Raw genomic sequence first — 22,300 nt, forward strand, 5'->3', positions numbered from 1 at the left:
TAGCTGGTCTGGAAATGGCATCATGCGCGCCCCTGCCGCCTTGCCCGAATGCCTCCAATGACGCTGCGTACCTGCCTGATCATGATGACCGCCCTGGCGGTGATCACCGATAACCTGATCATCCCTTTTTATCCGCAGTATTTCGCCGAGCGTTTCGATAACCCGCCGGAGCAGCATGTCGGCCTTTATCTGGCGGTGGTCAGTCTGGTGGTGATGTCGGTGTTCCCGCTTTGGGCGCGCCTGGCCAAGCGCGTGCACCCGGTGCGCATTCTGATCAGCGCGCAATTGATGGCCGGCAGCCTGACCGCAGCCTGCTATTTCATCGACTCGCTGCCGCTGTTCTGGGTGGTGTCGCTGCTGATGGTGGTGTTCAAGGGCAGCTACCTGCTGATGTACCCCTACGTGATGAGCCTGCAGCAGCAGGACAACCACACCCAGACCATCGGCACGTTGTCGGTGGTGGTGCACTTCGGCGCCATTCTCGGTGCCGCGCTGGGCGGCCTGATCCTGCAGATCATGAACATTGGCGACGTGTTCCTGGTAATGGCTGCTGGCGACTTCATCCAGATGGCCATCTGCATGCACCTGGTGCGTGGCTACCTGCCGGCACCAGGCGAGCAGCCGGCAAGCGACGAGGCGCCGGTGAAGAACGAGTCGCGCAGCCTGCCGGCGATCTACCGCCTGTGTCTGGTGATGCTGCTGTTCTATTTCGTCGGTTACGTGACCCGGCCGTTCTTTGCCGTCTATTGGCAGCAGGTGGCGCACTGGAACAGCGAGATGGCGGCCGGCTTCGTCTATGCGCTGCCCGGCGCCGTGGCCGTGATTGCGCTGTGGTGGGGGCGCCGCGCGACCCAGCAAGGCAACACCCGTGATGGCATTCTTGCCGGTCTGCTGTTGGGCGCGGCAGCCACGTTCATTCAGGGTTTCGGCGATCAGTGGCTGATCCTGCTCGGCCGAGTGCTGTTCGGTTGGGCGCTGTATCAGGTCACCGTGCGCCTGGATGCCCTGCTGTTCGAACTCAGCTCGCCTGAGCACTACGCGGTGGACTTCAGCAAGATCAACATCTTCCAGTGCCTGGGCAATATGGGTTCGGCCTATGGCGCAGGTTTGCTGGTCAGCCACTACGGGCAGGCCATGCCGTTCTGGGTCGGTGCTGTCGGCTTGCTGCTGACTGCGGCGCTGTTCCCGTTGCTGGTGCGAAAACCCAAGACTGCGTGAGTCTTGAGTGGCGAATGATAATTTGATGCAGATGCGTATCAGTGATTAAATTCGCCTTTCGCACTGCTTCCATCATCCGGGTTCGCCGCGATGCACGACCTTCACCACTTGCTCGACGTGATCTCCCGCAGTCTGCCTGGGCTGCAGGGCCGTATCGGTGATGCCGAGGCTGATCTGCTGGTTTGCGGCAGCGATGGCAACGCACAGCGTATCGCTACGCTTTATCAGCACTGGCGCCAGGCTCACCCCGAAGCCGGGCCGCATTACTGGACGGTGCGCAGCTGGACCTACCTGGTCTGGCAACCCATCTACCTGACCTTGCTCGGCGTGCATCTGGCGCAGCGTATGCCCTGTCTGTCGGCGCTTGGGCAGGATGTTCAAAGTGGTGTGGTGCTGGGCTTCTGTCTTTCCGATCACTGCCCGCAACGGGCTGCAGAGGACGAGCTGATCAACCTTGCTGGCAGCCAACTGGCCGACCTGCTGCGTCGCCAGCATGTCGAGTTCTGTCAGGTACAGAGCATCCACGGCAAGCTGGCTCAGCGGCTGGCAGCCGACTTTGTGCTGGCAGCGTTGCTGCTGGTGCAGCGTCAACTGAGCCTGGATAACCAGCAACTGCGGGGGCTATCGGCACGCTGGCTGGAGGCATTGGGGCTGCGCGGTGGTAGCGACCTGCTGGAAGTGCGCCTGGAGGATGGGCGTGACTGCCTGACCCTGGAGCGCAAGGCCTGTTGCCAGCATTTTCGGCGTTGCGACGGCGAGCTGTGCAGCACCTGCCCGAAATTGCATCGTGATGAGCGCATGGTGCGCCTGCGTGAGGAGCTGGCTCAGGCATGCTGAATCTGCGTGATATCGAAGTACGCCGCGGCGAGCGGGTGACCCTGGCAGTGGACGAACTGCACCTGGAAGGTGATCGTTTCACCGTGATCCTCGGCCACAACGGCTCGGGCAAGTCGACCCTGATGAACCTGCTGGCGCGGCAGTTGCATCCGACCCGAGGCTCGCTGCAGCTCGACGAGCGCGACCTGGCCGGTTTCTCCGCTCGTGACTTTGCCCAGCGTGTGGCCTTCCTGCCGCAGCACCTGCCCGATGTCGCCGGCCTGACCGTGCGTGAGCTGGTGCGTCTGGGGCGCTTCCCCTGGCGCGGGTTGCTCGGTCGCTGGCGCGCCGAGGACCATGCGGCGGTCGATCAGGCGCTGGCCCAGACCGATGTCGCCCATTACGCCGATCACCTGGCTGACAGTCTCTCCGGTGGCGAGCGTCAACGTGCCTGGATCGCCATGCTGCTGGCCCAGCAGTCGCCGCTGTTGCTGCTCGACGAGCCCACCTCGGCGCTGGACCTGGCGCACCAGTACGAGCTGATGGGCCTGCTGCGCCAGCTCAATCGCGACAGCGGACGCGGCATCGTCGCCATCCTCCACGACATCAACCTCACCGCGCGGCATGCTGATCGGGTGATCGCCCTCAAGCAGGGACGGATCTTCTTCGATGGCAGCCCAGAGGAGCTGCTCAGCGGGCCGTTGCTCAGCCAGCTCTACGACATCGACATCGAACTGATCGAGCAGCCCGGCAGCGCCCGCAAGATTGCCGTGGTGGCCTGAGCATGGCTGCAGTTTCGGCGCCGTCACGCCATCTTCTGACACTGCTCGCGCTGCTGCCGCTGGCACTCCTGCACCTTTGGCTGGCGGCCGATCTCGCTCCATTCGAACTGTGGGCGATGCTTGCTTCTGCCGAGCACAGCTTCGAGTTTCTGCAGCTACAACTGTCGGCTCTACCCAGGCTGAGCATGGCGCTGCTGACGGGCGCTGCGCTGGGCCTGTCCGGCAGCCTGCTGCAGCAGATCACGCAAAATCGCCTGGTGTCGCCCATGACTATCGGCGTTTCGTCCGGGGCCTGGCTCGGGCTGGTGCTGGCCACCTTGCTGGTGCCGACCTTCGCGGCCGATCACGGGCAGTGGGCGGCGCTGCTCGGTGCGCTGCTGGCAGTCGGCCTGGTGCTGCTGATTGCCGGGCGCAGCGGTATTGGCGGGCTGCCGCTGGTGCTGGGTGGCATGGCCATCAACCTGTTGCTCGGCGCCCTGGCTGCCGGGCTGGTGCTGATCAACAACCAGTACACCCAGGGGTTGTTCGTCTGGGGTGCGGGTGATCTGGCGCAGATCGACTGGCACTGGGTGCAGTGGCTGTGGCCCAAGTTGTTGCTGGCGCTGCCGCTGCTGATCCTGGCGCCGCGGCCGTTGAGCCTGCTGCAGCTTGGCGGCGATGCTGCCCAGGGCCGTGGCCTGGCGCTGTGGCCGGTGATGCTGGTGCTGTTTCTGGCGGCGCTGTGGTTGTGCTCGGTGTCGATCACGGCGGTCGGCCTGATCGGTTTCATCGGCCTGCTCACACCGAACATGGCGAAGATGCTCGGCGCCCGCACCGCGCGAGACGAGCTTCTCTACAGCGCGCTGCTTGGCGCATTGCTGCTGCTCGGCACCGACGCCCTGGCACTGCTGGCCAATCGGCTTAGTGGCCAACTAGTGCCCAGTGGTGCTGCCGCCGCATTGATCGGGGCGCCAGTGCTGTTGTGGTTGGCGCGCCGCCACCTGGCTGCGGAAGATCCGCGTGGCCTACAACTGCCGCGCGGCGCCGAGCACTTCGGTTGGCGCAGTGCGCTGTGGTTGGCGGTCTTTGCGCTGCTGGCGCTTACCGTGGCGCTCGGCCTGGCGCGTGGTATCGATGGCTGGCGTTTGGAGTGGCCGTCGGCGTTGGTCTGGTCGCTACGCTGGCCGCGTGTGCTCACGGCTGCTTCGGCCGGCGCCGGCCTGGCGATTTCCGGCCTGCTGCTGCAGCGTCTGCTGCGTAACCCGCTGGCCAGCCCGGATATTCTCGGCCTATCCGCCGGGGCCACGCTGGCGGTGATGCTGGCGCTGATCGTCTTCGGTGGTGCGCTGCTAGGCGCGGTCGCGCCGCTGGCGGCCTTCGTCGGCAGTCTGGCGGTGCTGGCGGTGTTGATGCTGCTGGGGCGGCGTCATCGCTACTCACCAGCGCTGATGGCGCTGCTGGGGATTTCCCTGGGCGCGCTGCTCAACGCGGCGCTGCAGTTCGTGCTGGCCAAGGGCAGTGGCGACTCGTTCGCGTTGCTCGGTTGGCTGGCTGGCTCCACCTATCGCGCCACACCGGCACAGGCTTTGGGGCTGACGCTGGGCGTGCTGCTGTTCGGCGCGCTGGCGCTGCTGTTTCAGCGCGCCCTGACGCTGATCGGCATCGGCGACGGGGTAGCCGCCAGCCGTGGCCTGAACGTGCCGCGCTTGCGTCTGGCGTTGCTGGTGCTGGTGGCGCTGCTGTGCGCGCTGGTCACCAGCCTGCTCGGGCCAGTAGCGTTTCTGGGGCTTTTGGCCCCACATATCGCGGTGATGCTCGGCGCGCGACGGGTACTGCCGCAACTGCTGGTTGCGGCCTCGCTGGGCGCGGTGCTGATGCTGCTGGCGGACTGGGTTGGCCGCACCCTGATCTTCCCGCTGCAGATTCCGGTGGGCATTGTCGCCTCGGTGCTGTGTGGCGGTTACTTCGTCTTCTTGTTGATCCGTGGGAGGTTGACGTGAAGCGTTGGTTGCTCGGCTTGCTGCTGCTGTGGCTGACGCCCGCCTGGGCGAGTGATGCGCCACGGGTCGCTGCACTGAGCTGGGAGGCCACAGAGCATCTGCTGATGCTCGATGTGACGCCGTTGACCGTGGCCGATGCCGGTGACTACCGCGCCTGGGTGGTAAGGCCGACGCTGCCTGAGGGCGTGCCGTCGAGCGGTTCGCGCCTGGAGCCCAACCTCGAGTTGCTGGCCGAGTTACAGCCTGAGCTGATCGTCATTCCACCGGTGCTGGAAGACATTCGCCCGTTGCTCGAACGTATCGCGCCGGTACAGGTGTATCAGGGCTTCAGCCAGCAGCACGACAATCAGCAGGTGCAGCGCGAGGCGTTTCTCGACTTGGCGCGCTCCTTGGGGCGCGAGGCGTTGGCCGAGCAGCGGCTAAAGGCGATGGATGCCGAGCTGGCGCAATGGCGTGAGCGGCTGCAGGCCCATTACGCAGAGCACTTGCCGGCCGTCACGGTGATTCGCTTCTCGTCGCCGACCGCCGCCTTCATCAACGGCCCCAACTCCATGCCGCAACATGCGCTGGCGCTGCTCGGCCTGCAGCCGGCACTGGACCTGCCGCCGAGCCCCTGGGGCATCACTCAGGTGCCGATCACCACCCTGGGGAGGATCGAGCAGGGCGTGGTGCTGCATATCGAACCCTTCCCCCAAGAGGCGCAGTTGTTCGCCTCACCGCTATGGCAGGCCATGCCGTTCGTGCGCGAGCAGCGCTTCGCCGCGATGCCCTCGACTTGGACCTACGGCGGGGTGTTTTCCCTGCAGTACCTGGCTGAGGCGATAGGTGAGGCGCTGCTTAAACTGCCGTCTGAATCTGGAAAAGCGCCCCAACAGCCCCTAGAGTAGAGCGATTAGAATATAAGTCTGCCGTGCGTGGCGGCGCCATCTGATGGGCTAATGGGGGCCTGGGCGTCGTTCGACAGGGTTCTGGAGTTGTATGTACCGGCTGCTCCTGCTCATCGTGAGCATCGTTCTTCCTTCGCTCGTGGGCGCTGTTACCTTCGACGAGCAGACTCGCGCCCTGCCGCTGGGGCAGAGCATGTACGTGTTCGAAGACGTACGTGGCGATGCCAGCATCGACGATATCGCCTCGCCGGCTGTACAAGGCAGCTTCCGCCTGCATGACAAGCCTGTGCTCAATGCCGGCTATTCGCGTTCTGTGTTCTGGCTGCGGCTGGATTTGCACTACTTGCCACAGCAGGCGCCGGGCGCGCGCAACTGGCTGCTGGAACTGGCCTACCCACCGCTCGATCACCTGGAACTTTATCTGCCGGATGAAGCGGGCGGCTTCGCGTTGGCTCAACGCACTGGCGACGCCTTGCCCTTCGATAGTCGGCAGATCCGCCAGAACAACTACCTCTTCGAGTTGAACCTCGAGCCAAACCAGCAAAAGCGCATTTATCTGCGCCTGGAAAGCCAGGGCTCGATCCAGGCGCCGCTGACCCTGTGGGCACCCAATGCCTATCTGGAGGAGCAGCCGGGGCGCATCTATGTGCTCGGCATCATCTATGGCGTACTGCTGGTGATGCTGGTCTACAACCTGTTCATCTTCCTCAGCGTCCGCGACCCCAGTTACCTCTATTACATCCTCTACATCGCCTCGTTCGGCCTTTACCAGATATCGGTGAACGGTGCCGGCATCGAGTACTTCTGGCCCAACAGCCCCTGGTGGGCCAACGCCGCCACGCCCTTCATGATCGGCTCAGCCGCCCTGTTCGGCTGCCAGTTCGCGCGCAGCTTCCTGCATACCTCGGAACACAGTCCCTGGGTCGACCGTCTGTTGTTGCTGCTGATGGCCTGCGGCGCCGTGGTGATGGTCCTGGCGTTGTGCATCAGTTACGCGACCGCGCTGCGCCTGGCCACCTACCTGGCCCTGCTTTTCACCGTGGTGATCTTCGCCGCCGGCATCCTCGCCTGGCTGCGCGGCATGCGCGTGGCGCGCTATTTCATCTTCGCCTGGACGGCCTTCCTCGTCGGCGGCATCGTCAATACGTTGATGGTGCTGGGGCACCTGCCCAATGTCTTTCTCACCATGTACGCCAGCCAGATCGGCTCGGCTCTGGAAGTGGGCCTGCTGTCGCTGGCCCTGGCTGATCGCATCAACGCGATGAAGGAAGAGCGCACGCGCATCCTCCAGGAGGCCGGACGCAAACTCGAAGCATTGAACCAAGAATTGGCCGATAGCAACCGCTTCAAGGACGAGTTCCTCGCCACCGTCACCCACGAACTGCGTACGCCGATGAATGGCGTGATTGGTTCGCTGGAACTGATGCAGACGGTGAAGATGGACATCGAGCTGGAGCAGTACCAGAAGACCGCCGCGACCTCCGCGCGCGACATGATGCGCATGGTCAACGATATCCTCGCCCTCACCGAACTGCAGGCCGGTAAACTTTATCCGCGGCGTGAGGCGTTCAGCCTGCGTGGACTGTTCGATGGCCTGCGTGCCCAGTACGCGCCGCGCGCTGAGGACAAGGGGCTGACCTTCGCCCTGGAACTGGACGACAACCTGCCCGATACCCTGGAGGGTGACGCCGCCAAGCTGGCTCAGGCACTGGGCTACCTGCTGGACAATGCCATCAAGTTCACCAGCGAGGGCGGTGTGACGCTGCAGGTCGGCCGTGCTGATAGTGTGGGTGGCAACCTGCCGCTGAGCGTGCTGGTCTGCGACAGCGGTATTGGCTTCGCTCATGAGGGCGATCTGTATCAGCGCTTCCATCAGCTCGACGGGTCCATGACCCGCAAATATGGCGGCCTGGGCATTGGCTTGGCGATCTGCCGGCAACTGGTCGACCTGCTCGGCGGCAGCCTCAGCCATGAGTCGCAGCCCGGATTCGGCAGCCGTTTTCGTCTCAACGTACCGCTGACGTTGCCGCAGCAGCAGGCGGCGCCGATCGTGCGTCCGCCGCGTGCGCAGAGCGGCACGGTGCAGCGCCAGGCGCAGCAGTGCACGGTGCTGATCGTCGAGGACAATGCGATCAACCAATTGGTGACCCGCGGCATGCTGCTCAAGCTGGGCTACCGCGTGCGCACCGCCGATAACGGTGCCGAAGCGCTGGAGCTGCTGTGCAGTGAAAGCGTCGATGCCGTGCTGCTGGATTGCCAGATGCCGGTGATGGATGGCTTCGCCACTTGCCGCGCACTGCGTGCCCTGCCAGGGTGCGCCGAACTGCCGGTGCTGGCGATCACCGCCCATAGCCACAGCGGTGACCGCGAACGCTGCCTGGCCGCCGGGATGAGCGATTACCTGGCCAAACCGGTGAAGTTCGAGGAGCTGCGTGTGCTGCTGCACGACTGGGTGCTGTGCCGTCCAGCCACGGTTTCCGGTGGCGCCGCTCCGCTCTGACACCCCGCAGCCTCATTCTTGGGATAGGCCGCAGATTTGGCCGGATCGTCCCTTTAGCCATGGTCTGAATCCTGATTCACTGCATGCAGGTGAATCAGGATTCAGACCATGGCTTATCGCATCACCGAAGCTCGACTCGACCGCGATCAGGCGCAGCGCCAGCGCATCCTTGACTGTGCCTTGCTGCGAGTGGCAGAGGGCGGTTTCGCCGCCCTGACCATGCAGGCGCTGGCCGATGATGTCGGTATCGCCACAGGCAGTCTGTACCGCCACTTTCGTAGCAAGGGCGAACTGGCTGCCGAGGTCTTCGCCGCTGCCAGCCAACGTGAGGTGGATGCCCTGGCCGTCGCCCTGCGCGGGCCTGGCAGCGCCAGTGAGCGCCTGCGCATCGGTCTTGAGCAGTTCGCCGCCCGCGCCTGGCACAGCCGCCGCCTGGCTTTTGCGCTGATCGCCGAACCGGTCGACCCGGAGGTCGATGAGCAGCGCCTGCTCTACCGCGAAGCCTACGCCGAACTGTTCATCGATCTGTTGGAGGAGGGCGCCGGGGCCGGTGAATTTCGCGTCGAGCAGATCGGCCTGATGGCGGCCTGCCTGGTCGGCGCGATTGCCGAAGCGCTGGTCGGCCCTCTGTCGCCACCTGCTCGCGCCGCGCGCGAAGCCGGTCAACCCACCCTGGAGCTGGCGCAGGTCAGCGCCAGTCTTGCCACCTTTTGCCTGCGCGCCGTCGGCGCCGAGGAGCCCACGCGATGAGACCCAGCCTGCATGCCGAAACCCACGAGGTGTTCAACCAGGTGCCGAGCCTGGATGGCGCCAACCTCTATCGCCTCGACCTGCCATTGCAGGAGTGGACTCGTCGTTATCACGGCGCCTGGGCAGACGAGCGCCTGAGCGCCTATGGTGCGCTGGCCGGCGGTGCCCTGATGCAGGCCGGCTTTCTCGCCAACGAGAACAAGCCAGTGTTCAAGAGTCATGACCGCTACGGTAATCGTATCGATCTGGTGGAGTTCCATCCGTCCTACCACGAGCTGATGCGTACGGCGGTCGAGCACGGCCTGCCGTCGCTGCCCTGGACCGACCCGCGCGCCGGCGCCCATGTCGCCCGCGCCGGTCTGACCTATATGCACAGCCAGGCAGAGGCCGCCAGTGGCTGCCCGCTGACCATGACCTTTGCCGCGGTGCCCGCCATCCGCCTGCAGCCCAACGTGGCCGAGCAGTGGCTGCCGAAGATCCTCGCCACCGAGTACGACCCGCGCAACCTGCCGATGGAGCAGAAGACCGGCGTCACCATCGGCATGGCCATGACCGAGAAACAGGGCGGCACCGACGTGCGCGCCAACACCACCCGCGCCTATCCCATCGGCCTCGGTGGGCCGGGGCAGGGCTACGAGCTGGTTGGCCACAAATGGTTCTGCTCGGCGCCGATGTGCGACGCCTTCCTTACCCTGGCTTACACCGACAAGGGCCTGTCGTGTTTCCTGCTGCCGCGTCACCGCCCGGACGGCACGCGCAACGCGTTCTACATCCAGCGCCTGAAGAACAAACTGGGCAATTGGGCCAACGCTTCCAGTGAGGTGGAGTACCGCGGCGCCTTCGCCTGGATGCTCGGCGAGGAAGGCCGCGGTGTGCCGACCATCATCGAGATGGTGGCCATGACCCGCTTCGATTGCATGGTCGGCTCCAGCAGCCTGATGCGCCAGGCGCTGACCCAGGCCGCGCACCACTGCGCGCATCGTCAGGTGGGCGGCAAGCTGCTCGCCGACCAGCCGTTGATGCAGAACGTGCTGGCTGACCTGGCGCTGGAGAGCGAAGCCGCGCTGGCGCTGTGCATGCGCATGGGGCGCGCGCTCGACCACCAGCATGACGCGCAGGAAGACAAATTCGCTCGTCTGGTCACAGCCGTGGGCAAGTACTGGATCTGCAAGCGCGCGCCGGAAATGATCTACGAGGCCAGCGAGTGCATGGGCGGCGCCGGTTACGTCGAGGAAACCATCCTGCCGCGCCTGTACCGCGAAGCGCCGGTCAACTCGATCTGGGAAGGCTCCGGCAACGTGCAATGCCTGGACGTGCTGCGCGCATTGTCCAAGGAACCGGGCGTACTCGATGCGCTGTTCGCCGAGCTGGGCGATGGCCATGGCGATGCTCGTCTGAAGGCACATATTCAGCGTCTGAAAGCCGATTTTGCCGATACCGCCGATATCCAGTACCGCGCGCGCCAGCTCACCGAAGACGTGGCCGTGGCGCTGCAGGCCAAGCTGCTGCTGGAGGCGGGCAACGCCACCGTCTCCGATGCCTTTATCGCCAGCCGGCTGGAAGGCCGTGGCCGCGTCTATGGCACCCTGCCACGCGGTGTCGACGTCGAGGCGCTGCTGGCGCGTAGCACGCCGCACCTGGCCTGACCGGAGGTCCGCATGCAAACACATCCGCGTTATCGCGAGTTGGTCGAGCTAGGCTTCGCCGATGCCAACTTCATCAACGACCTGGGCATTCGAGCTACCGACTGCGGCCCAGGTTGGGTCGAGGCGGAGCTGGATATCCAGCCGCGCCACCTGCAGCAGAACGGTTTCATCCACGCTGGTGTACAGACCACTCTGGCCGATCATGCGGCCGGTGCTGCCGCCGCGACGCTGGTGGCCGAGGGGCAGACGGTGCTGACCCTGGAGTTCAAGGTCAACCTGCTACGCCCTGCGCGCAGCTCGCGGTTGTTCTGTCGCGCCGAAGTGCTCAAGGCCGGGCGCCAGGCGACTGTGGTCGAGGCCGAGGTGTTCGGCAAGGAAAACGGCGAGAAACGCCTGTACAGCAAGGCTTCGGTGACCATGGCCGTGGTGGCGATACCGGCCTGAGCGAGGCCCGAATGTGATTGCCCGGCACGCTGTTTTTTAGCCGGGCAGGCGAGTAATCTTGCCGCCGATGGTTCTGCGTGCACGTACGTGACGCGGATGAAAAGGGAACAGGGTGCGGCGAATCTCGCCAATGCCCTGGCTGCCCCCGCAACTGTAAGCGGCGAACGATGCCCTCATGCCACTGACTTCGGTCGGGAAGGCGGGCGGAGTGCCAAGCCGTGAGCCAGGAGACCTGCCATCGACAACGGGCGTTTCGCCCACCCTCTATCCGAATCGTCGCGCGGTGGGCGCGGCAAAGGAACTCGCATGCATATTGAACCCGGTGTCGTCGAAGGCGCCAAGATCCTGCTCAGCTACGCAACGGCCGTCACTGCTTTCGGCCTGACCGCCAAACTCGCCCTGGACAGCGTCCGCAGCAACGGCGGTGCCGCCGCCCTGGTGTTGCGCAGCCTGCTGACCACTGCCCTGGTGTTCTGCTTCTTCGAGGTGTTTCCGCATCATGCGGTGGGTGTTTCCGAGGTGCACCTGATCCTCGGTTCTACCCTGTTGTTGCTGTTCGGCGCTGGTGCCACGGCCATCGGCCTGGCCGCGGGCCTGCTGTTACAGGGCCTGTTGTTCGCCCAGTTCGACTTGCCGCAATACGGCATGAATGTCACCACGCTGTTGATCCCGCTGTGGGGCATCAGCCTGCTGGCCAAGCGCATCGTTGCGCCCGGCACCGCGTACGTCGATCTTTCCTACAAGCAGGCGCTGGCGCTGTCGACTGCCTATCAGGGTGGCATCGTCGCCTGGGTCGCGTTCTGGGCCTTCTACGGTCACGGCTTCTCCAGCGAGAACCTGGCGGCCGTGGGCAGTTTCGGTGTGGCCTACATGAGCGTGATCCTGGTCGAACCGCTGATCGACCTGGGTGTGCTGGCCGCTGCCAAGGCGCTGTCGCGCTTCAGCCAGGGCCCGCTGTTCAACGTGCGCCTGCATCAGGCGGCCTGACCCAGCTGCTTAGCGGCGGCGCTGCCAGATCATCTTGCCGGTATTGCTCTCGGTGACCAGGTACTGGTCGCTGAAGCGATAGTAGGCGGCGGGTTGATAATCGGCGGCGCCTGCCAGGCGCACCATCAGCATGCCGTCCTGGCTGCGCCAGTGGCCGCTGTACTGCACCTCGCCGGGGCTGTCGTAGCTCCAGTCGCTGCCACCGCCGACCGAGCGACTCCACTGGGTGACGCTACCGTCGGCATTCAGTTGAAGGGTCATCAGGGTGTTGAACGAGGCGAAGTTGGCGCCGCCGCTGTTGATGATCTTCTCGTGTACCCAGGTGCCGACCAGCGCCGAATCCTGAGCGCCTGCGACGGAAGGCGTCGCCACTGCTGCAGCTTCGCGCTGGAACAATGCCTGGCGTTCCAGCACCTCGCCGCTGCGGGGATTACGCGCCGCAATGCTGGTGTTGAGCATGGCGTTGGCATAGGTGGCGTTCATGTTGGCCAGCAGCAGACCGGTCTGTGGGTCGCTGATCTCGGCACGTAGCAGTTTGCCGTCGTAACGGCCTTTGACGATCAGACGCAGATGCTGGTTCTCCACGTACTCGCCTTCCACCACGGCGTCGTTCTGGCGCAAGATCAGCTCGCTCGGCTGGCCGTCGAGCGTGGCCCGGTAGTAGCCGTCGAGTTCACCGGCTTGAGTACTTGAGCATGAGGCCACGACCAACAGCATAACGATTGCACGACGCATGAAGATGACCTCTGGGCGATTGCTCCAAGCCTAGTCGTTGGCAGCGCGATGTGAGGTCTGTCGCGCTATGTTTTCGTCACCGTATGCAGGCAAGATAGGCGCGTACGTTCAGTCAGGAAGATGCACAGTGAAAGCCTGCTCAGATGATTTCATCGTTGCCTACACCCCCGAAGAAGCAGTCGACCGCCTCGCCGCGTTGCACCAGGAGGCCACTGGCGCCCTGAGCCACGCGCTCAAGCGCTACCTCAAGGAGCGCATCCGCCCGGATGCCAGCGAGCACTGCCTGTTCCGCTACCCCGAATTGCGCCTGACCTATCTGTGCCAGGGCGAGGTGCCGACCACTGTGCGCGCCTACGCCAAGGTGCAGGTGCCGGGCACCTACGCCATCACCGTGACCCAGCCGGCGGCCTTCCGCAAATACCTGCTGGAGCAGCTGCGCCCCTTGATGAACGACTTCACCCTGCGTGTGGAAGTCGGCCGCAGCCAGCAGAACATTCCTTACCCGTATGTGGTCGAGGGTGGCGATGAACTGGCCGGCAGTGGCGTGACCGCCGCCGAGCTGGCGCGCGTATTTCCCAGCACCGACCTGTCCGCCGCCACCGACGGCACCGCCGATGGCCTGTACGACTGGGAGAACATCGATCCGCTGCCGCTGGCGCTGTTCGACGCGGCGCGCACCGATTTTTCGCTCAAGCGCATCCAGCACTACACCGGCAGCGACTGGCGCCATGTACAGCCGTGGATCCTGCTGACCAACTATCACCGCTACGTCGATCAGTTCATCCGCCACGGCCTGGACATGCTGGTGGGCGACTCGCGCTTCACCCGTATGGTGCTGCCGGGCAACGTGGTGATCGAGCGTGGCATGGCCGAAGGCGAGATGCAGGCAATCATCGAGAACGTGGTCTGGCACCGCTACCAGATGCCGGCCTACCACCTGCAGGCCGAGGATGGCCACGGCATCACCCTGGTCAATATCGGTGTCGGCCCATCCAACGCCAAGAACATCACCGACCACCTCGCCGTGCTGCGCCCGCATTGCTGGCTGATGATCGGCCACTGCGGCGGCCTGCGTCAGTCGCAGACCATCGGTGACTACGTGCTGGCCCATGCCTATATGCGCCGCGACGGTATTCTCGACCGCGTGCTGCCGCCGCATATTCCGCTGCCGGCGCTGGCTGAAGTGCAACAGGCGCTGCAGGAGGCCGCCAAACTGGTCACCGGCGAAGAGGGTGACGAGCTGAAGAAGCGCCTGCGCACCGGCACCGTACTGACCTACGACGACCGCAACTGGGAGCTGCGCTGGGCCCAGGAACGGCCGTTGATCAACCTGTCACGCGCGGTGGCGGTGGACATGGAAAGCGGCACCATCGCCGCCCAGGGCTATCGCCTGCGGGTGCCCTACGGCACGCTGTTGTGCGTGTCGGACAAGCCGCTGCACAGCGAGATCAAGCTGCCCGGTGCGGCGGGCGCCTTCTACGAGCGCGCGGTAACCCAGCACCTGCATATCGGCATCGCCGCGCTGGAGCTGATGCGCAGCCAGCTCAACTCGCTGCATTCGCGCAAATTGCGCAGCTTCGACGAGCCGCCGTTCCGCTGAGTCAGGCCGCGACCGGCGCCTCGTCACGCAGCAGTTCGGCCAGCGCTGCGCGGTCGATGTTGGCGCCGCTGAGCACCACGGCCACGCGCTGGCCGGCATTGAGCGCACGCTCCTGCATCAGCGCAGCCAACGCCGCTGCGCCAGCGCCCTCGGCGAGGTTGTGGGTGTCCTCGTGATAGGTGCGGATGGCGGCGCGAATTTCCTCGTCGTCGACCCGCACGATGCGTGCGGCGCCGGCGCGAATCATATCCAACGCCAGTGGCTGCGGCTGGCGGCAGGCCATGCCGTCGGCCAGTGTCTCGGCGCGTTCGGTCTGTACCAGGCGGCCTTGCTCGAAGCTGCGTGCATAGGCGTCGGCGCCGCTGGCGACGACGCCGACGATCTCGGTGTCGAGACCAAGCAGGTCGCGGGTGCGGATCATCCCGCAGATGCCTGAACCCATGCCGATGGGCACGTAGACCCGGCGCAGATTCGGCACCGCCTCCAGCAGCTCCAGGGCGTAGGTGGCCACGCCGCGCACCAGATCCTCATGCAGAGACGGCACCCAATGCAGGCCATCGCGTTCTGCAATGCGCGCGGCTTCGGCACGGGCTTCGTCGAAGTCGCGGCCATGTTCGATCACCTCGGCGCCGAGTGCGCGCATTGCGGCGTTCTTCTCGCGGGCGTTGCCATGCGGCACCAGGATGCGAATTGCCAGGTCGGCGGCGCGTGCCGCCAGTGCCAGGCTCTGGCCGTGGTTGCCACGGGTGGCGGTGACCAACCCGCGTACCTGCGGTTCGCGACGCAGCAGGGCGTCGATATAGACCAGCCCGCCGCGCACCTTGAAGGCGGCGGTAGGGGCGTGATTCTCGTGCTTGACCCAGACCTCGCAGCCGGTGCGCTGGGCGAGCAGCGGCCAGGCCAGTTGCGGCGTGGCCGCCATATGGCGGTGAACCAGTTCAGCGCTCTGGCGCAGTTGGGCGAGGTCGAACATGACAGGCACTCCGAGTGGTGTTGACCCGGATGCTAGTGCGGCGCATTGTATGGGTAAATCTTTATATTGCATGGCAAGCAATGTGGCTTCCTGATCTTCAAGACAGCTCCCTACCGACGTACCTGGCATTGGTCGAGGCCATCGCTGCGGCCATTGGTCGTGGCGAACTCAAGCCCGGCGAGCGCTTGCCGCCGCAGCGACGCCTGGCCTGGACGCTGGGCATCAACCCGAGCACGGTGATGCTTGCCTACCGTGAGGCAGCGCGTCGGCACCTGGTTTCCGGCGAGGTCGGCCGTGGCACCTACGTGCTCGCCGGCAGCCGCGAAGCGAGCCTGTTCCGGCTCAAGCAACCGACCGCGCACGGCGAGCTGATCGACCTGTCAACCAACGTACCGGTGCATGACCCGGACAACCACGATCTCTCTACCAGCCTTGCCGCACTGGCTGCACGTGGCGAGCTGGACGCGTTGCAGGCTTACCCATCTGCAGCCTTGGTCGAGCGTGCGCACCTGGCTGGCGTGACCTGGCTGCGCCGGCGCGGCCTGGAGTTGGCGCCGGGTGGCCTACTGCTCTGCGCCGGCGCCCAGCAAGGCGTGTCGGCCGCGCTGTTGGCGCTGTGCGAAGCGGGGGAGCCGATCCTGGTGGAGCGCTACACCGCGCCGGGGATCAAGGCCGCCGCGCGTCAATTGCGCCTGCCGCTGCACGGCGTGGCGATGGACGAGCATGGCATTCTGCCTGATGACCTCGATCGCCTGGCTCGTGCCACCGGGGCGCGCGTGGCGGTGTTCACGCCCTGTTTGCAGAATCCCACCGGCGCCAGCCTGTACGCCGAGCGCCGCGTGGCCATCGCCGAGGTGGCGCGACGCCGTGGCTTGTGGATCATCGAGGATGATGTCTATGGCGTGCTCGGCAGTGAGGCACCGCTGGCGGTTCAGGCCCCGGAGCGCTGCCTGCTGATCAGCAGCCTGTCGAAGAGCGTCGCGCCCGGCTTGCGCCTGGGCTTTATCGCCGGCGCGCCGGAGCTGCTCGAACGTATCGACCCCGAAGCTCAGGCCACGCGCTGGGCGGTGACACCGCTGAGCCTGGCGCTGGGCTGTGAATGGATCGAAAGCGGCATCGCCGAACAGCGCCTGGCCTGGCAGATCGATGAGCTGCAACAGCGCTGGCGCCTGGCCGCGCGCGTGCTCGGGCCGCGCATGCCGCAGGGCAGGGCGGTGGCGCCGCATCTATGGCTGGATGCTGCAACGCCGGCTGGTCTGGCCGAGGCGTGCCGGCAGCATGGCGTCGAGGTGGTGCCGGCCGAGGTGTTCGCGGTCGAGGCCAATCCGGGAAATGCCGTGCGCATCAGCCTCGCCGCGGCAGCCAGCCGGGTCGAGCTCAAGCAGGCGCTGGAAGGAATCGTGGCGGCCTGGCCTAGCGCTTGAGTGTCATGTGCAAGATAGGAAAGGGCCGCCCACCTCCGTCTAGGCGCGAGCGGTCAGTCACGACGAAACCCAGGTGCTGGTAGAAACCGACGGCCTGCGGGTTTTGCTCGTTGACGTCGACCCGGGTGGCGCCCAGCACGTCGATGGCGTGGCGCATCAGTCGCTTGCCCACGCCCTGGCCGTGGCAGGCGGGGTCGACGAATAGCATTTCCACCATGCCTTCGCTGGTGCCTAGAAAACCCAGTATTCGCCCTGACTCATCGCGCGCGCAGGTCAATTGCACGGCCGGGAAATACTGCTCGCGCAGCAAGGGTTTGATCACCTGCAGATCAGCTTCCGGCAGGAAGTGGTGAGTGGCGCGCACGGCCGCCTCCCAGATTTCCACCAGGGTAGGCAGTTCGGCATCGGTGGGTGGGGCGAGAATCAGCGGCATAACGGCAGGCATCTTGGATCAAACAGGGCGCAGAGCATGCCAGCTCTGCGCCCGTGCTGTCATTTGCTTGCGTCTAGTACCACGCGGTAGCGCGCCTTGCCGCTGCGCAGATGGTCGATGGCCGCGTTCACCTGACTCATGGGGAATTGCTCGACCTGCGGCAGAATTTGATGCCGCGCGCAGAATTCGAGCATGGTCGCCATGGTTTTCGGCGAGCCCACTGGTGAGCCGGACAGGCTCTTTTGCTGCGGGATCAGGTTGAACACGTGCACCGGGATGGCGCTGGGCACGATGCCGACAAAGTGCAGGCGGCCCTTACCGCGCAGGGTGCCAAGCAGGGCGGCCCAGTCGAGGTCGGCGCTGGCGGTGACCAGAAGGAAATCCAGGGTGCCGGCAATCGCCTTCATCGCCGCGCTATCGGTAGAAGCCACTACCTTGTGTGCACCCAGGCGTTTGGCTTCATCCTGCTTGTTCAATGACGAGGTAAAGGCCGTCACCTCACAGCCCCAGGCGTTGAGAAAGCGCAGCGCCAGGTGGCCGAGGCCGCCGATGCCGACCACGCCGACGCGGTCGGTGGGCTTGATGTCGAATTCCAGCAGCGGGCTGAATACCGTGGAACCGGCGCAGAACAGCGGGCCGACCAGCGCCGGGTCGAGGCCGTCGGGCAGCGGCACGGCCCAGGCCCAGTGCGAGCGCAGGCGGTCGGCGAAACCACCGTGGCTGCCGACGATGGTTGGTTTCACCGAGCGGCACAGCTGGTGCGAGCCTTCCATGCAAGAGCCGCAATGCATACAACTGCCCTTGTACCAGCCGATGCCGACCCGTTGGCCGAGCTTGAGGCCGCGCGCCTGTTCGCCGAGGCGGACGATGGTGCCGACCACTTCATGGCCGGGGATGAAGGGGTAGCGCGCATTGCCCCATTCGTTATCGATCATCGACTGGTCGGAGTGGCAGATGCCGCAGTATTCCACCGCTACTTCCACCTCTTCGGCGCCGAGTGGGCCGGGGTCGTAGCTCAGGCGTTCCAATGGCGCCTTGGGGGCCGTGGCAGCCCAGCCGGTGAAGGTGGCGAGTTCGGCGTTGTTGCTCATCGGTGGCTCCTGATCGCAGGTGTGAATCAGCAGCTTAGCTGCTCTGACAGACCGTGGAAGCACCATCAACGCCGCTTATCGTGAGTTACACTGCGCAGCCCAGTTTCATCGAAGCCCGTTGCATGTCGCGCCCTCGTCCTCCCGCCAATCGCCGTTCTGCCGCCCCACGCCGTGTGGCCAAGGCGCCACCTGCACAGCCGCGCCTGTTGATCCTGAACAAGCCGTTCGATGTGCTCACTCAGTTCAATGACGACCAAGGCCGCGCCACGCTCAAGGATTTCGTCGATGTGCCCGGCGTCTATTCGGCCGGTCGCCTGGATCGCGACAGCGAAGGCCTGCTGCTGCTGACCAACGACGGTCGCCTGCAGGCGCGTATCGCCGACCCCAAGCACAAACTGCCGAAGACCTACTGGGTGCAGGTAGAGGGTGAGCCGAGTGACGAGCAGCTGCAGCAGCTGCGCAGCGGCGTGACGCTCAATGACGGCCTGACCTTGCCGGCCGAGGCGCGGCGCCTGGACGAGCCCGAACTGTGGGAGCGCAACCCGCCGGTACGTTTTCGCAAGAGCGTGCCGACCGCCTGGCTGGAGCTGGTGATCCGCGAGGGACGCAACCGCCAGGTGCGGCGCATGACCGCCGCAGTCGGCTTGCCGACCCTGCGCCTGGTGCGTGTGGCCATCGGCCCCTGGACACTCGATGACCTGCAGCCTGGGCAATGGCGTGAGGTGCCAGCGTTACTGCCATAGGGTGCGTCATTGTCGGCGAAGTTGGTGTGCACGGCGCACCCTACGGCCGGCGGAGCCCTGTAGGGTGCGCCGCGCGCACCAGGGTCACGACCATTGCTCCCGTGTTCCCGCTGGACGGGTATAGGGGGGGTGAACGGCGGCGGCTGCGATGATCAGTAAGGCGCACCGCGCAGCGGACGTTTTGTCGCAGAGGCCGGGCCGGCGACCCTGACCTGCATCAATAACCGGCCTTGATCACGGCGATACCTTTGTTCAGCACTTCACGCCAGGCCTGGCGCACGTCTGCGTCGCACTCCTTGTCGTGTTCGCTGATGGTCGCCAGCAGTGCGTCTAGCCACAGGTCGTAGAGTTCCGGGCGAATGTCCAGATGCTGGCGCGAATGCGATTCGCCGAGGGCGCGCAGCTTGGTGTCGGGCATGCCGCGGGCGTGCATCACCAGGTTGAGAATGCCCTGGCGCAGCAGCTGTTTCTGCGCGCTCATGTCGGTGTCGACGAACTTCTCGCGAATCAGCGGTGAGCTGGCGAGGAAGTGGCGATAGAAACTGTCGAAGAAGTCCGGGCTGGCGCAGCAGCGTCCATAGCTCTGCATCACCAGATTGGCGGCGCTCATGTGTCACTCCTTGATTGGGCGGCAGGCCGCGTAAGCGGCCTGGTATCGATCTGAGGTTTCGCGCTGGCAGGCTGGGTCAGCCGTGAATGCCGCGCGCGGTCTCGATGATGTAGGTGATGATCGGCTTGGCGAGAAAGGCGAACAGGCACAGGCCCAGACCGAGGAACAGGATGGCGGTGCCGAGGCGGCCGGCCTTGGACTTCTTCGCTAGGTCCCAGATGATGAAGAACATGAACAGCATCAGGCCGCCCACCAGGACGTACATCATCAGGGCTTCAAATTGTTCGGTTTCCATGGTGCCTCGTGATTCGGACGGAAAACGCAGGGCGAAAATTATACGCGCCTGAGCCAGGGCGCGGCATGATCCGCTTCACCCTGCGACTTTCAGTCGCGCAGGTGCTGCAACGGCAACTGCGTGCTGGACAGAATCTGCTGCAGCACGAAGCTCGAGCGCACGCTGGATACTCCGTCGATACGGGTCAGGGTGCCTAGCAGCAGCTTCTGGTAATGATCCATATCCGGCACCACCACCTTGAGCTGGTAGTCCGCGTCCATGCCGGTGACCAGGCAGCATTCCAGCACTTCCGGGCATTTGCGAATCTCGTCCTGAAAGTGTTCGAAGCGCTCCGGTGTGTGCCGGTCCATGCCGATCAGCACGTAGGCGGTCAGGCTCAGGCCGAGCTTCTTGCGGTCGAGCAGGGCGACCTGGCCGGTGATGTAGCCGTCGTCTTCCAGCTGCTTTACCCGGCGCGAGCAGGGCGATGGCGAGAGGCCGATACGTTCGGCGAGTTCCTGGTTGGACAGGGCAGCGTTGCGCTGCAATTCGGCGAGAATGTTCAGGTCGTAACGGTCGAGTTTGTCCATTTTTCATCTGGCTCATTATTTGATTGCGCCAGATAGTGCTCCCTTAGTTGTAAATTGCGCAATTGGTAAATTTGTAAGCAATATTAGCAATCTTATTTCGGCGCGGCGGGCGTAAGCTTTCTCTCAGTTTCACGGCCCGGACGACAAGTCCTACCGGCCTCGCCCAACCAGGTGAGCCGGCGCCGACGGTCCTACCGGACCGCACCGGCACCCGGGTCCGCACTGCCCAACCAGGCGGGCGAGGAAAGCGGCGACAACATCGCCAGCACCGGACAGATTTCCCGAGGGGGCCGCAAGGCCCCTTTTTTATTGCCTGGAATTTCCGTTGCCTGGGGAGTGCCGAAGGCGGGGCAGGACGTTGTAGTCAGTGCTGGACCACTTCCTGCGGGTCGGCGTGCACCAGCACTTCGGCGCGTGGGTAGTGTTCATGAATCGCTTTCTCCACCGCCACGCAGTGGTTGTGCGCTTCTGACAGGCTCATCTGGCCCGGCAGCTCCAGGTGCAGCTGGACGAACCAGCGTGTGCCGGAAATGCGTGTGCGCAGGTCATGCGAGCCGAGCACACCGGGTACGGCGTTGGCCAGGTCATACATGTGTTGCGAGGTCTCGCTGGGCAGTTCCTCGTCCATCAGTACGGCCACCGCGCCGCGTACGATGCTGATGGCGCTCCAGAAGATGTAGAAGGCGATACCGATGGCGAAGATCGCATCCATCTGCAGCCAGCCGAAGCGGGTCAGTAACAGGGCGAGGAGAATGCTGCTGTTGAGCAGGATGTCGGAGCGGTAGTGCAGCGAGTCGGCGTGAATCGCGGTAGAACCGGTCTCGCGCACCACCTTGCGTTGAAAGGTCAGCAGGGCGACGGTCAATCCCAGCGACAGCAGCATGACGGCGATGCCGACGCCTTCGGCCTCCAGCGGTTGTGGAGATTGCAGGCGTTCGATGCCCTGCAGGCCGATGAGCACAGCGCTGACGCCGATGAACAGTGCCTGACCCAGCCCGGCCAGGGCTTCGGCTTTGCCGTGACCGTAGCGGTGATCCTCGTCGGCCGGGCGCAGGGCGAAGTGCACGGCGATCAGGTTGATCAGCGAGGCGGCGCTATCGAGCAGCGAATCGGTGAGGCCGGCCAGCAGGCTGACCGAACCGCTCAGCCACCAGGCAATCGCCTTGGCCAGCACCAGCGTCAGCGCTACGGTCAGCGCTGCGCGGGTGGCCAGGCGCATCAGCCTGGCATGCTGCGGGTTGTGCATGGGCTCAGGCAGCCGGGCGCAGGCCGTAGGCGGCCAGTTGCTCGGCGCTACCGCTGTGCTGGATCAGGCGTGGATCATCGAGCGGCAGCTGGTGGCCGGTGCTGGTTTCGATCAGGGTCTTGAGCGCGTACTGGTCGACCTTGCCGTCTTCGCCGATCAGCTTCTGCAGCTGTTGCGGGTCGACTTGAACGGTCTGGCCTTCGGGCAGGTAGATGGCGCCGGTGGCGAAGTCCACGGCGAAGGCGATCAGGCCGGGAATTACATAGAACAGCAGACCGACGGCGTTTGCTACGGCAATCGCTGGGTCGATCTTGCCTTCGATCTGGCCACGACGATCCGGGTAGAAGATCGATCCACAGGCGGTCAGTTGAGTGAGCAGGGTAGCGGCGACAACGCCAGCGATGACGCGGGATTTCGTGCGCATGAGCACCTCCTGGAAAAAGTGGCGCAACTATAGCAGTTCGCCATTGCAAAGCCGCGGGTTGCAGCGGTTGTCGATAAGACCGGCGGCAGCGCTGGCGGTTCGCCGCATCGCGGCTGCTTTATAATCGCTGGCCTGCTGTGGAGAAATG

Annotated in this window: 22 protein-coding genes and 1 riboswitch; of the genes, 13 read left to right on the plus strand and 9 right to left on the minus strand. The window is 64.8% G+C overall.

The window, feature by feature from the left end; all coding sequences use genetic code 11:
- Positions 1 to 57 precede the first annotated feature (57 nt).
- From RTH74_RS17210 to RTH74_RS17255, 10 genes are all read left to right on the plus strand, one after another.
- Positions 58 to 1,218: an MFS transporter gene (locus RTH74_RS17210; RefSeq protein ID WP_316915443.1), complete on the plus strand. Its 1,161-nt coding sequence runs from the start codon at positions 58 to 60 to the stop codon at positions 1,216 to 1,218.
- 90 nt (positions 1,219 to 1,308) lie between these two features.
- Positions 1,309 to 2,055, plus strand: a complete 747-nt coding sequence (locus RTH74_RS17215; protein WP_316915444.1) for a siderophore ferric iron reductase — start codon at positions 1,309 to 1,311, stop codon at positions 2,053 to 2,055.
- On the plus strand, positions 2,049 to 2,816 hold the full coding sequence (locus RTH74_RS17220; protein WP_316915445.1) for an ABC transporter ATP-binding protein: 768 nt from the start codon (positions 2,049 to 2,051) through the stop codon (positions 2,814 to 2,816). Before RTH74_RS17215 ends, RTH74_RS17220 begins: the two co-directional genes overlap by 7 nt.
- Positions 2,817 to 2,818: 2 nt before the next feature.
- The gene (gene fhuB, locus RTH74_RS17225) at positions 2,819 to 4,795 is read left to right on the plus strand and encodes a Fe(3+)-hydroxamate ABC transporter permease FhuB (RefSeq protein WP_316915446.1); all 1,977 of its coding nucleotides are present in this window, start codon (positions 2,819 to 2,821) and stop codon (positions 4,793 to 4,795) included.
- The gene (locus RTH74_RS17230; RefSeq protein ID WP_316915447.1) at positions 4,792 to 5,682 is read left to right on the plus strand and encodes an ABC transporter substrate-binding protein; all 891 of its coding nucleotides are present in this window, start codon (positions 4,792 to 4,794) and stop codon (positions 5,680 to 5,682) included. The genes fhuB and RTH74_RS17230 overlap by 4 nt, the downstream gene beginning before the upstream one ends.
- Positions 5,683 to 5,773: 91 nt before the next feature.
- Positions 5,774 to 8,182: a 7TM diverse intracellular signaling domain-containing protein gene (locus tag RTH74_RS17235; RefSeq protein WP_316915448.1), complete on the plus strand. Its 2,409-nt coding sequence runs from the start codon at positions 5,774 to 5,776 to the stop codon at positions 8,180 to 8,182.
- A gap of 108 nt (positions 8,183 to 8,290) precedes the next feature.
- Positions 8,291 to 8,932, plus strand: coding sequence for a TetR family transcriptional regulator (locus RTH74_RS17240; RefSeq protein ID WP_316915449.1), 642 nt, complete (start codon positions 8,291 to 8,293; stop codon positions 8,930 to 8,932).
- Positions 8,929 to 10,578 carry an acyl-CoA dehydrogenase family protein gene (locus RTH74_RS17245; RefSeq protein WP_316915450.1) on the plus strand — a complete coding sequence of 550 codons (1,650 nt, stop codon included), beginning with the start codon at positions 8,929 to 8,931 and terminating at the stop codon, positions 10,576 to 10,578. The genes RTH74_RS17240 and RTH74_RS17245 overlap by 4 nt, the downstream gene beginning before the upstream one ends.
- Before the next feature lie 12 nt (positions 10,579 to 10,590).
- Positions 10,591 to 11,022 carry a PaaI family thioesterase gene (locus tag RTH74_RS17250; RefSeq protein WP_316915451.1) on the plus strand — a complete coding sequence of 144 codons (432 nt, stop codon included), beginning with the start codon at positions 10,591 to 10,593 and terminating at the stop codon, positions 11,020 to 11,022.
- 51 nt (positions 11,023 to 11,073) lie between these two features.
- Positions 11,074 to 11,277: riboswitch (cobalamin riboswitch) on the plus strand.
- A 51-nt stretch (positions 11,278 to 11,328) separates the two neighbouring features.
- Positions 11,329 to 12,009 carry an energy-coupling factor ABC transporter permease gene (locus tag RTH74_RS17255; protein ID WP_316915452.1) on the plus strand — a complete coding sequence of 227 codons (681 nt, stop codon included), beginning with the start codon at positions 11,329 to 11,331 and terminating at the stop codon, positions 12,007 to 12,009.
- A gap of 9 nt (positions 12,010 to 12,018) precedes the next feature.
- Here the strand turns inward: RTH74_RS17255 and RTH74_RS17260 are convergent, their stop codons facing one another.
- Complete coding sequence (locus tag RTH74_RS17260; RefSeq protein ID WP_316915453.1) at positions 12,019 to 12,744, minus strand: hypothetical protein; 726 nt, start codon at positions 12,742 to 12,744, stop codon at positions 12,019 to 12,021.
- 67 nt (positions 12,745 to 12,811) lie between these two features.
- On the opposite strand from RTH74_RS17260, the gene amn reads away from it, so the two are divergent.
- Entirely contained in the window at positions 12,812 to 14,344 is a 1,533-nt protein-coding gene (gene amn / locus RTH74_RS17265; protein WP_316915454.1) for an AMP nucleosidase, read from the plus strand.
- Between the two features lies 1 nt (position 14,345).
- Here amn and RTH74_RS17270 read toward each other — a convergent pair whose 3' ends face one another.
- A complete protein-coding gene (locus RTH74_RS17270; protein ID WP_316915455.1) occupies positions 14,346 to 15,317 on the minus strand; it encodes a threonine dehydratase in 972 nt (323 codons plus the stop codon).
- Positions 15,318 to 15,397: 80 nt separating this feature from the next.
- Between RTH74_RS17270 and RTH74_RS17275 the strand changes: the two genes are divergently transcribed.
- The gene (locus RTH74_RS17275) at positions 15,398 to 16,741 is read left to right on the plus strand and encodes a PLP-dependent aminotransferase family protein (protein ID WP_316915456.1); all 1,344 of its coding nucleotides are present in this window, start codon (positions 15,398 to 15,400) and stop codon (positions 16,739 to 16,741) included.
- Here RTH74_RS17275 and RTH74_RS17280 read toward each other — a convergent pair.
- Both RTH74_RS17280 and ahr read right to left on the minus strand, forming a co-directional pair.
- Positions 16,731 to 17,174, minus strand: coding sequence for an acetyltransferase (locus RTH74_RS17280; protein WP_106733515.1), 444 nt, complete (start codon positions 17,172 to 17,174; stop codon positions 16,731 to 16,733). The two genes, RTH74_RS17275 and RTH74_RS17280, sit on opposite strands and share 11 nt — an antisense overlap.
- Positions 17,175 to 17,233: 59 nt before the next feature.
- A complete protein-coding gene (gene ahr, locus RTH74_RS17285; RefSeq protein ID WP_106733516.1) occupies positions 17,234 to 18,265 on the minus strand; it encodes an NADPH-dependent aldehyde reductase Ahr in 1,032 nt (343 codons plus the stop codon).
- 173 nt (positions 18,266 to 18,438) lie between these two features.
- Between ahr and RTH74_RS17290 the strand changes: the two genes are divergently transcribed.
- Positions 18,439 to 19,008 (plus strand): pseudouridine synthase, encoded by a 570-nt coding sequence (locus RTH74_RS17290; protein ID WP_177429649.1) that lies wholly within the window; start codon positions 18,439 to 18,441, stop codon positions 19,006 to 19,008.
- Positions 19,009 to 19,225: 217 nt separating this feature from the next.
- Here RTH74_RS17290 and RTH74_RS17295 read toward each other — a convergent pair whose 3' ends face one another.
- The 5 genes from RTH74_RS17295 to RTH74_RS17315 all read right to left on the minus strand — a co-directional run bounded on the left by RTH74_RS17295 (position 19,226) and on the right by RTH74_RS17315 (position 22,152).
- Positions 19,226 to 19,618 carry a globin gene (locus tag RTH74_RS17295; protein WP_099526229.1) on the minus strand — a complete coding sequence of 131 codons (393 nt, stop codon included), beginning with the start codon at positions 19,616 to 19,618 and terminating at the stop codon, positions 19,226 to 19,228.
- 76 nt (positions 19,619 to 19,694) lie between these two features.
- Positions 19,695 to 19,913, minus strand: a complete 219-nt coding sequence (locus RTH74_RS17300) for a DUF2788 domain-containing protein (RefSeq protein ID WP_003240295.1) — start codon at positions 19,911 to 19,913, stop codon at positions 19,695 to 19,697.
- 89 nt (positions 19,914 to 20,002) lie between these two features.
- Positions 20,003 to 20,482 carry an Lrp/AsnC family transcriptional regulator gene (locus RTH74_RS17305; protein ID WP_004424680.1) on the minus strand — a complete coding sequence of 160 codons (480 nt, stop codon included), beginning with the start codon at positions 20,480 to 20,482 and terminating at the stop codon, positions 20,003 to 20,005.
- 364 nt (positions 20,483 to 20,846) lie between these two features.
- A complete protein-coding gene (locus tag RTH74_RS17310) occupies positions 20,847 to 21,728 on the minus strand; it encodes a cation diffusion facilitator family transporter (RefSeq protein ID WP_316915457.1) in 882 nt (293 codons plus the stop codon).
- Positions 21,729 to 21,732: 4 nt separating this feature from the next.
- Positions 21,733 to 22,152, minus strand: coding sequence for a polyribonucleotide nucleotidyltransferase (locus RTH74_RS17315; RefSeq protein WP_099526226.1), 420 nt, complete (start codon positions 22,150 to 22,152; stop codon positions 21,733 to 21,735).
- Positions 22,153 to 22,300: the final 148 nt, after the last annotated feature.

Origin of the sequence: Pseudomonas sp. zfem001, from assembly GCF_032621725.1 — a bacterium.
Classification (GTDB): Bacteria; Pseudomonadota; Gammaproteobacteria; order Pseudomonadales; family Pseudomonadaceae; genus Aquipseudomonas; species Aquipseudomonas sediminis.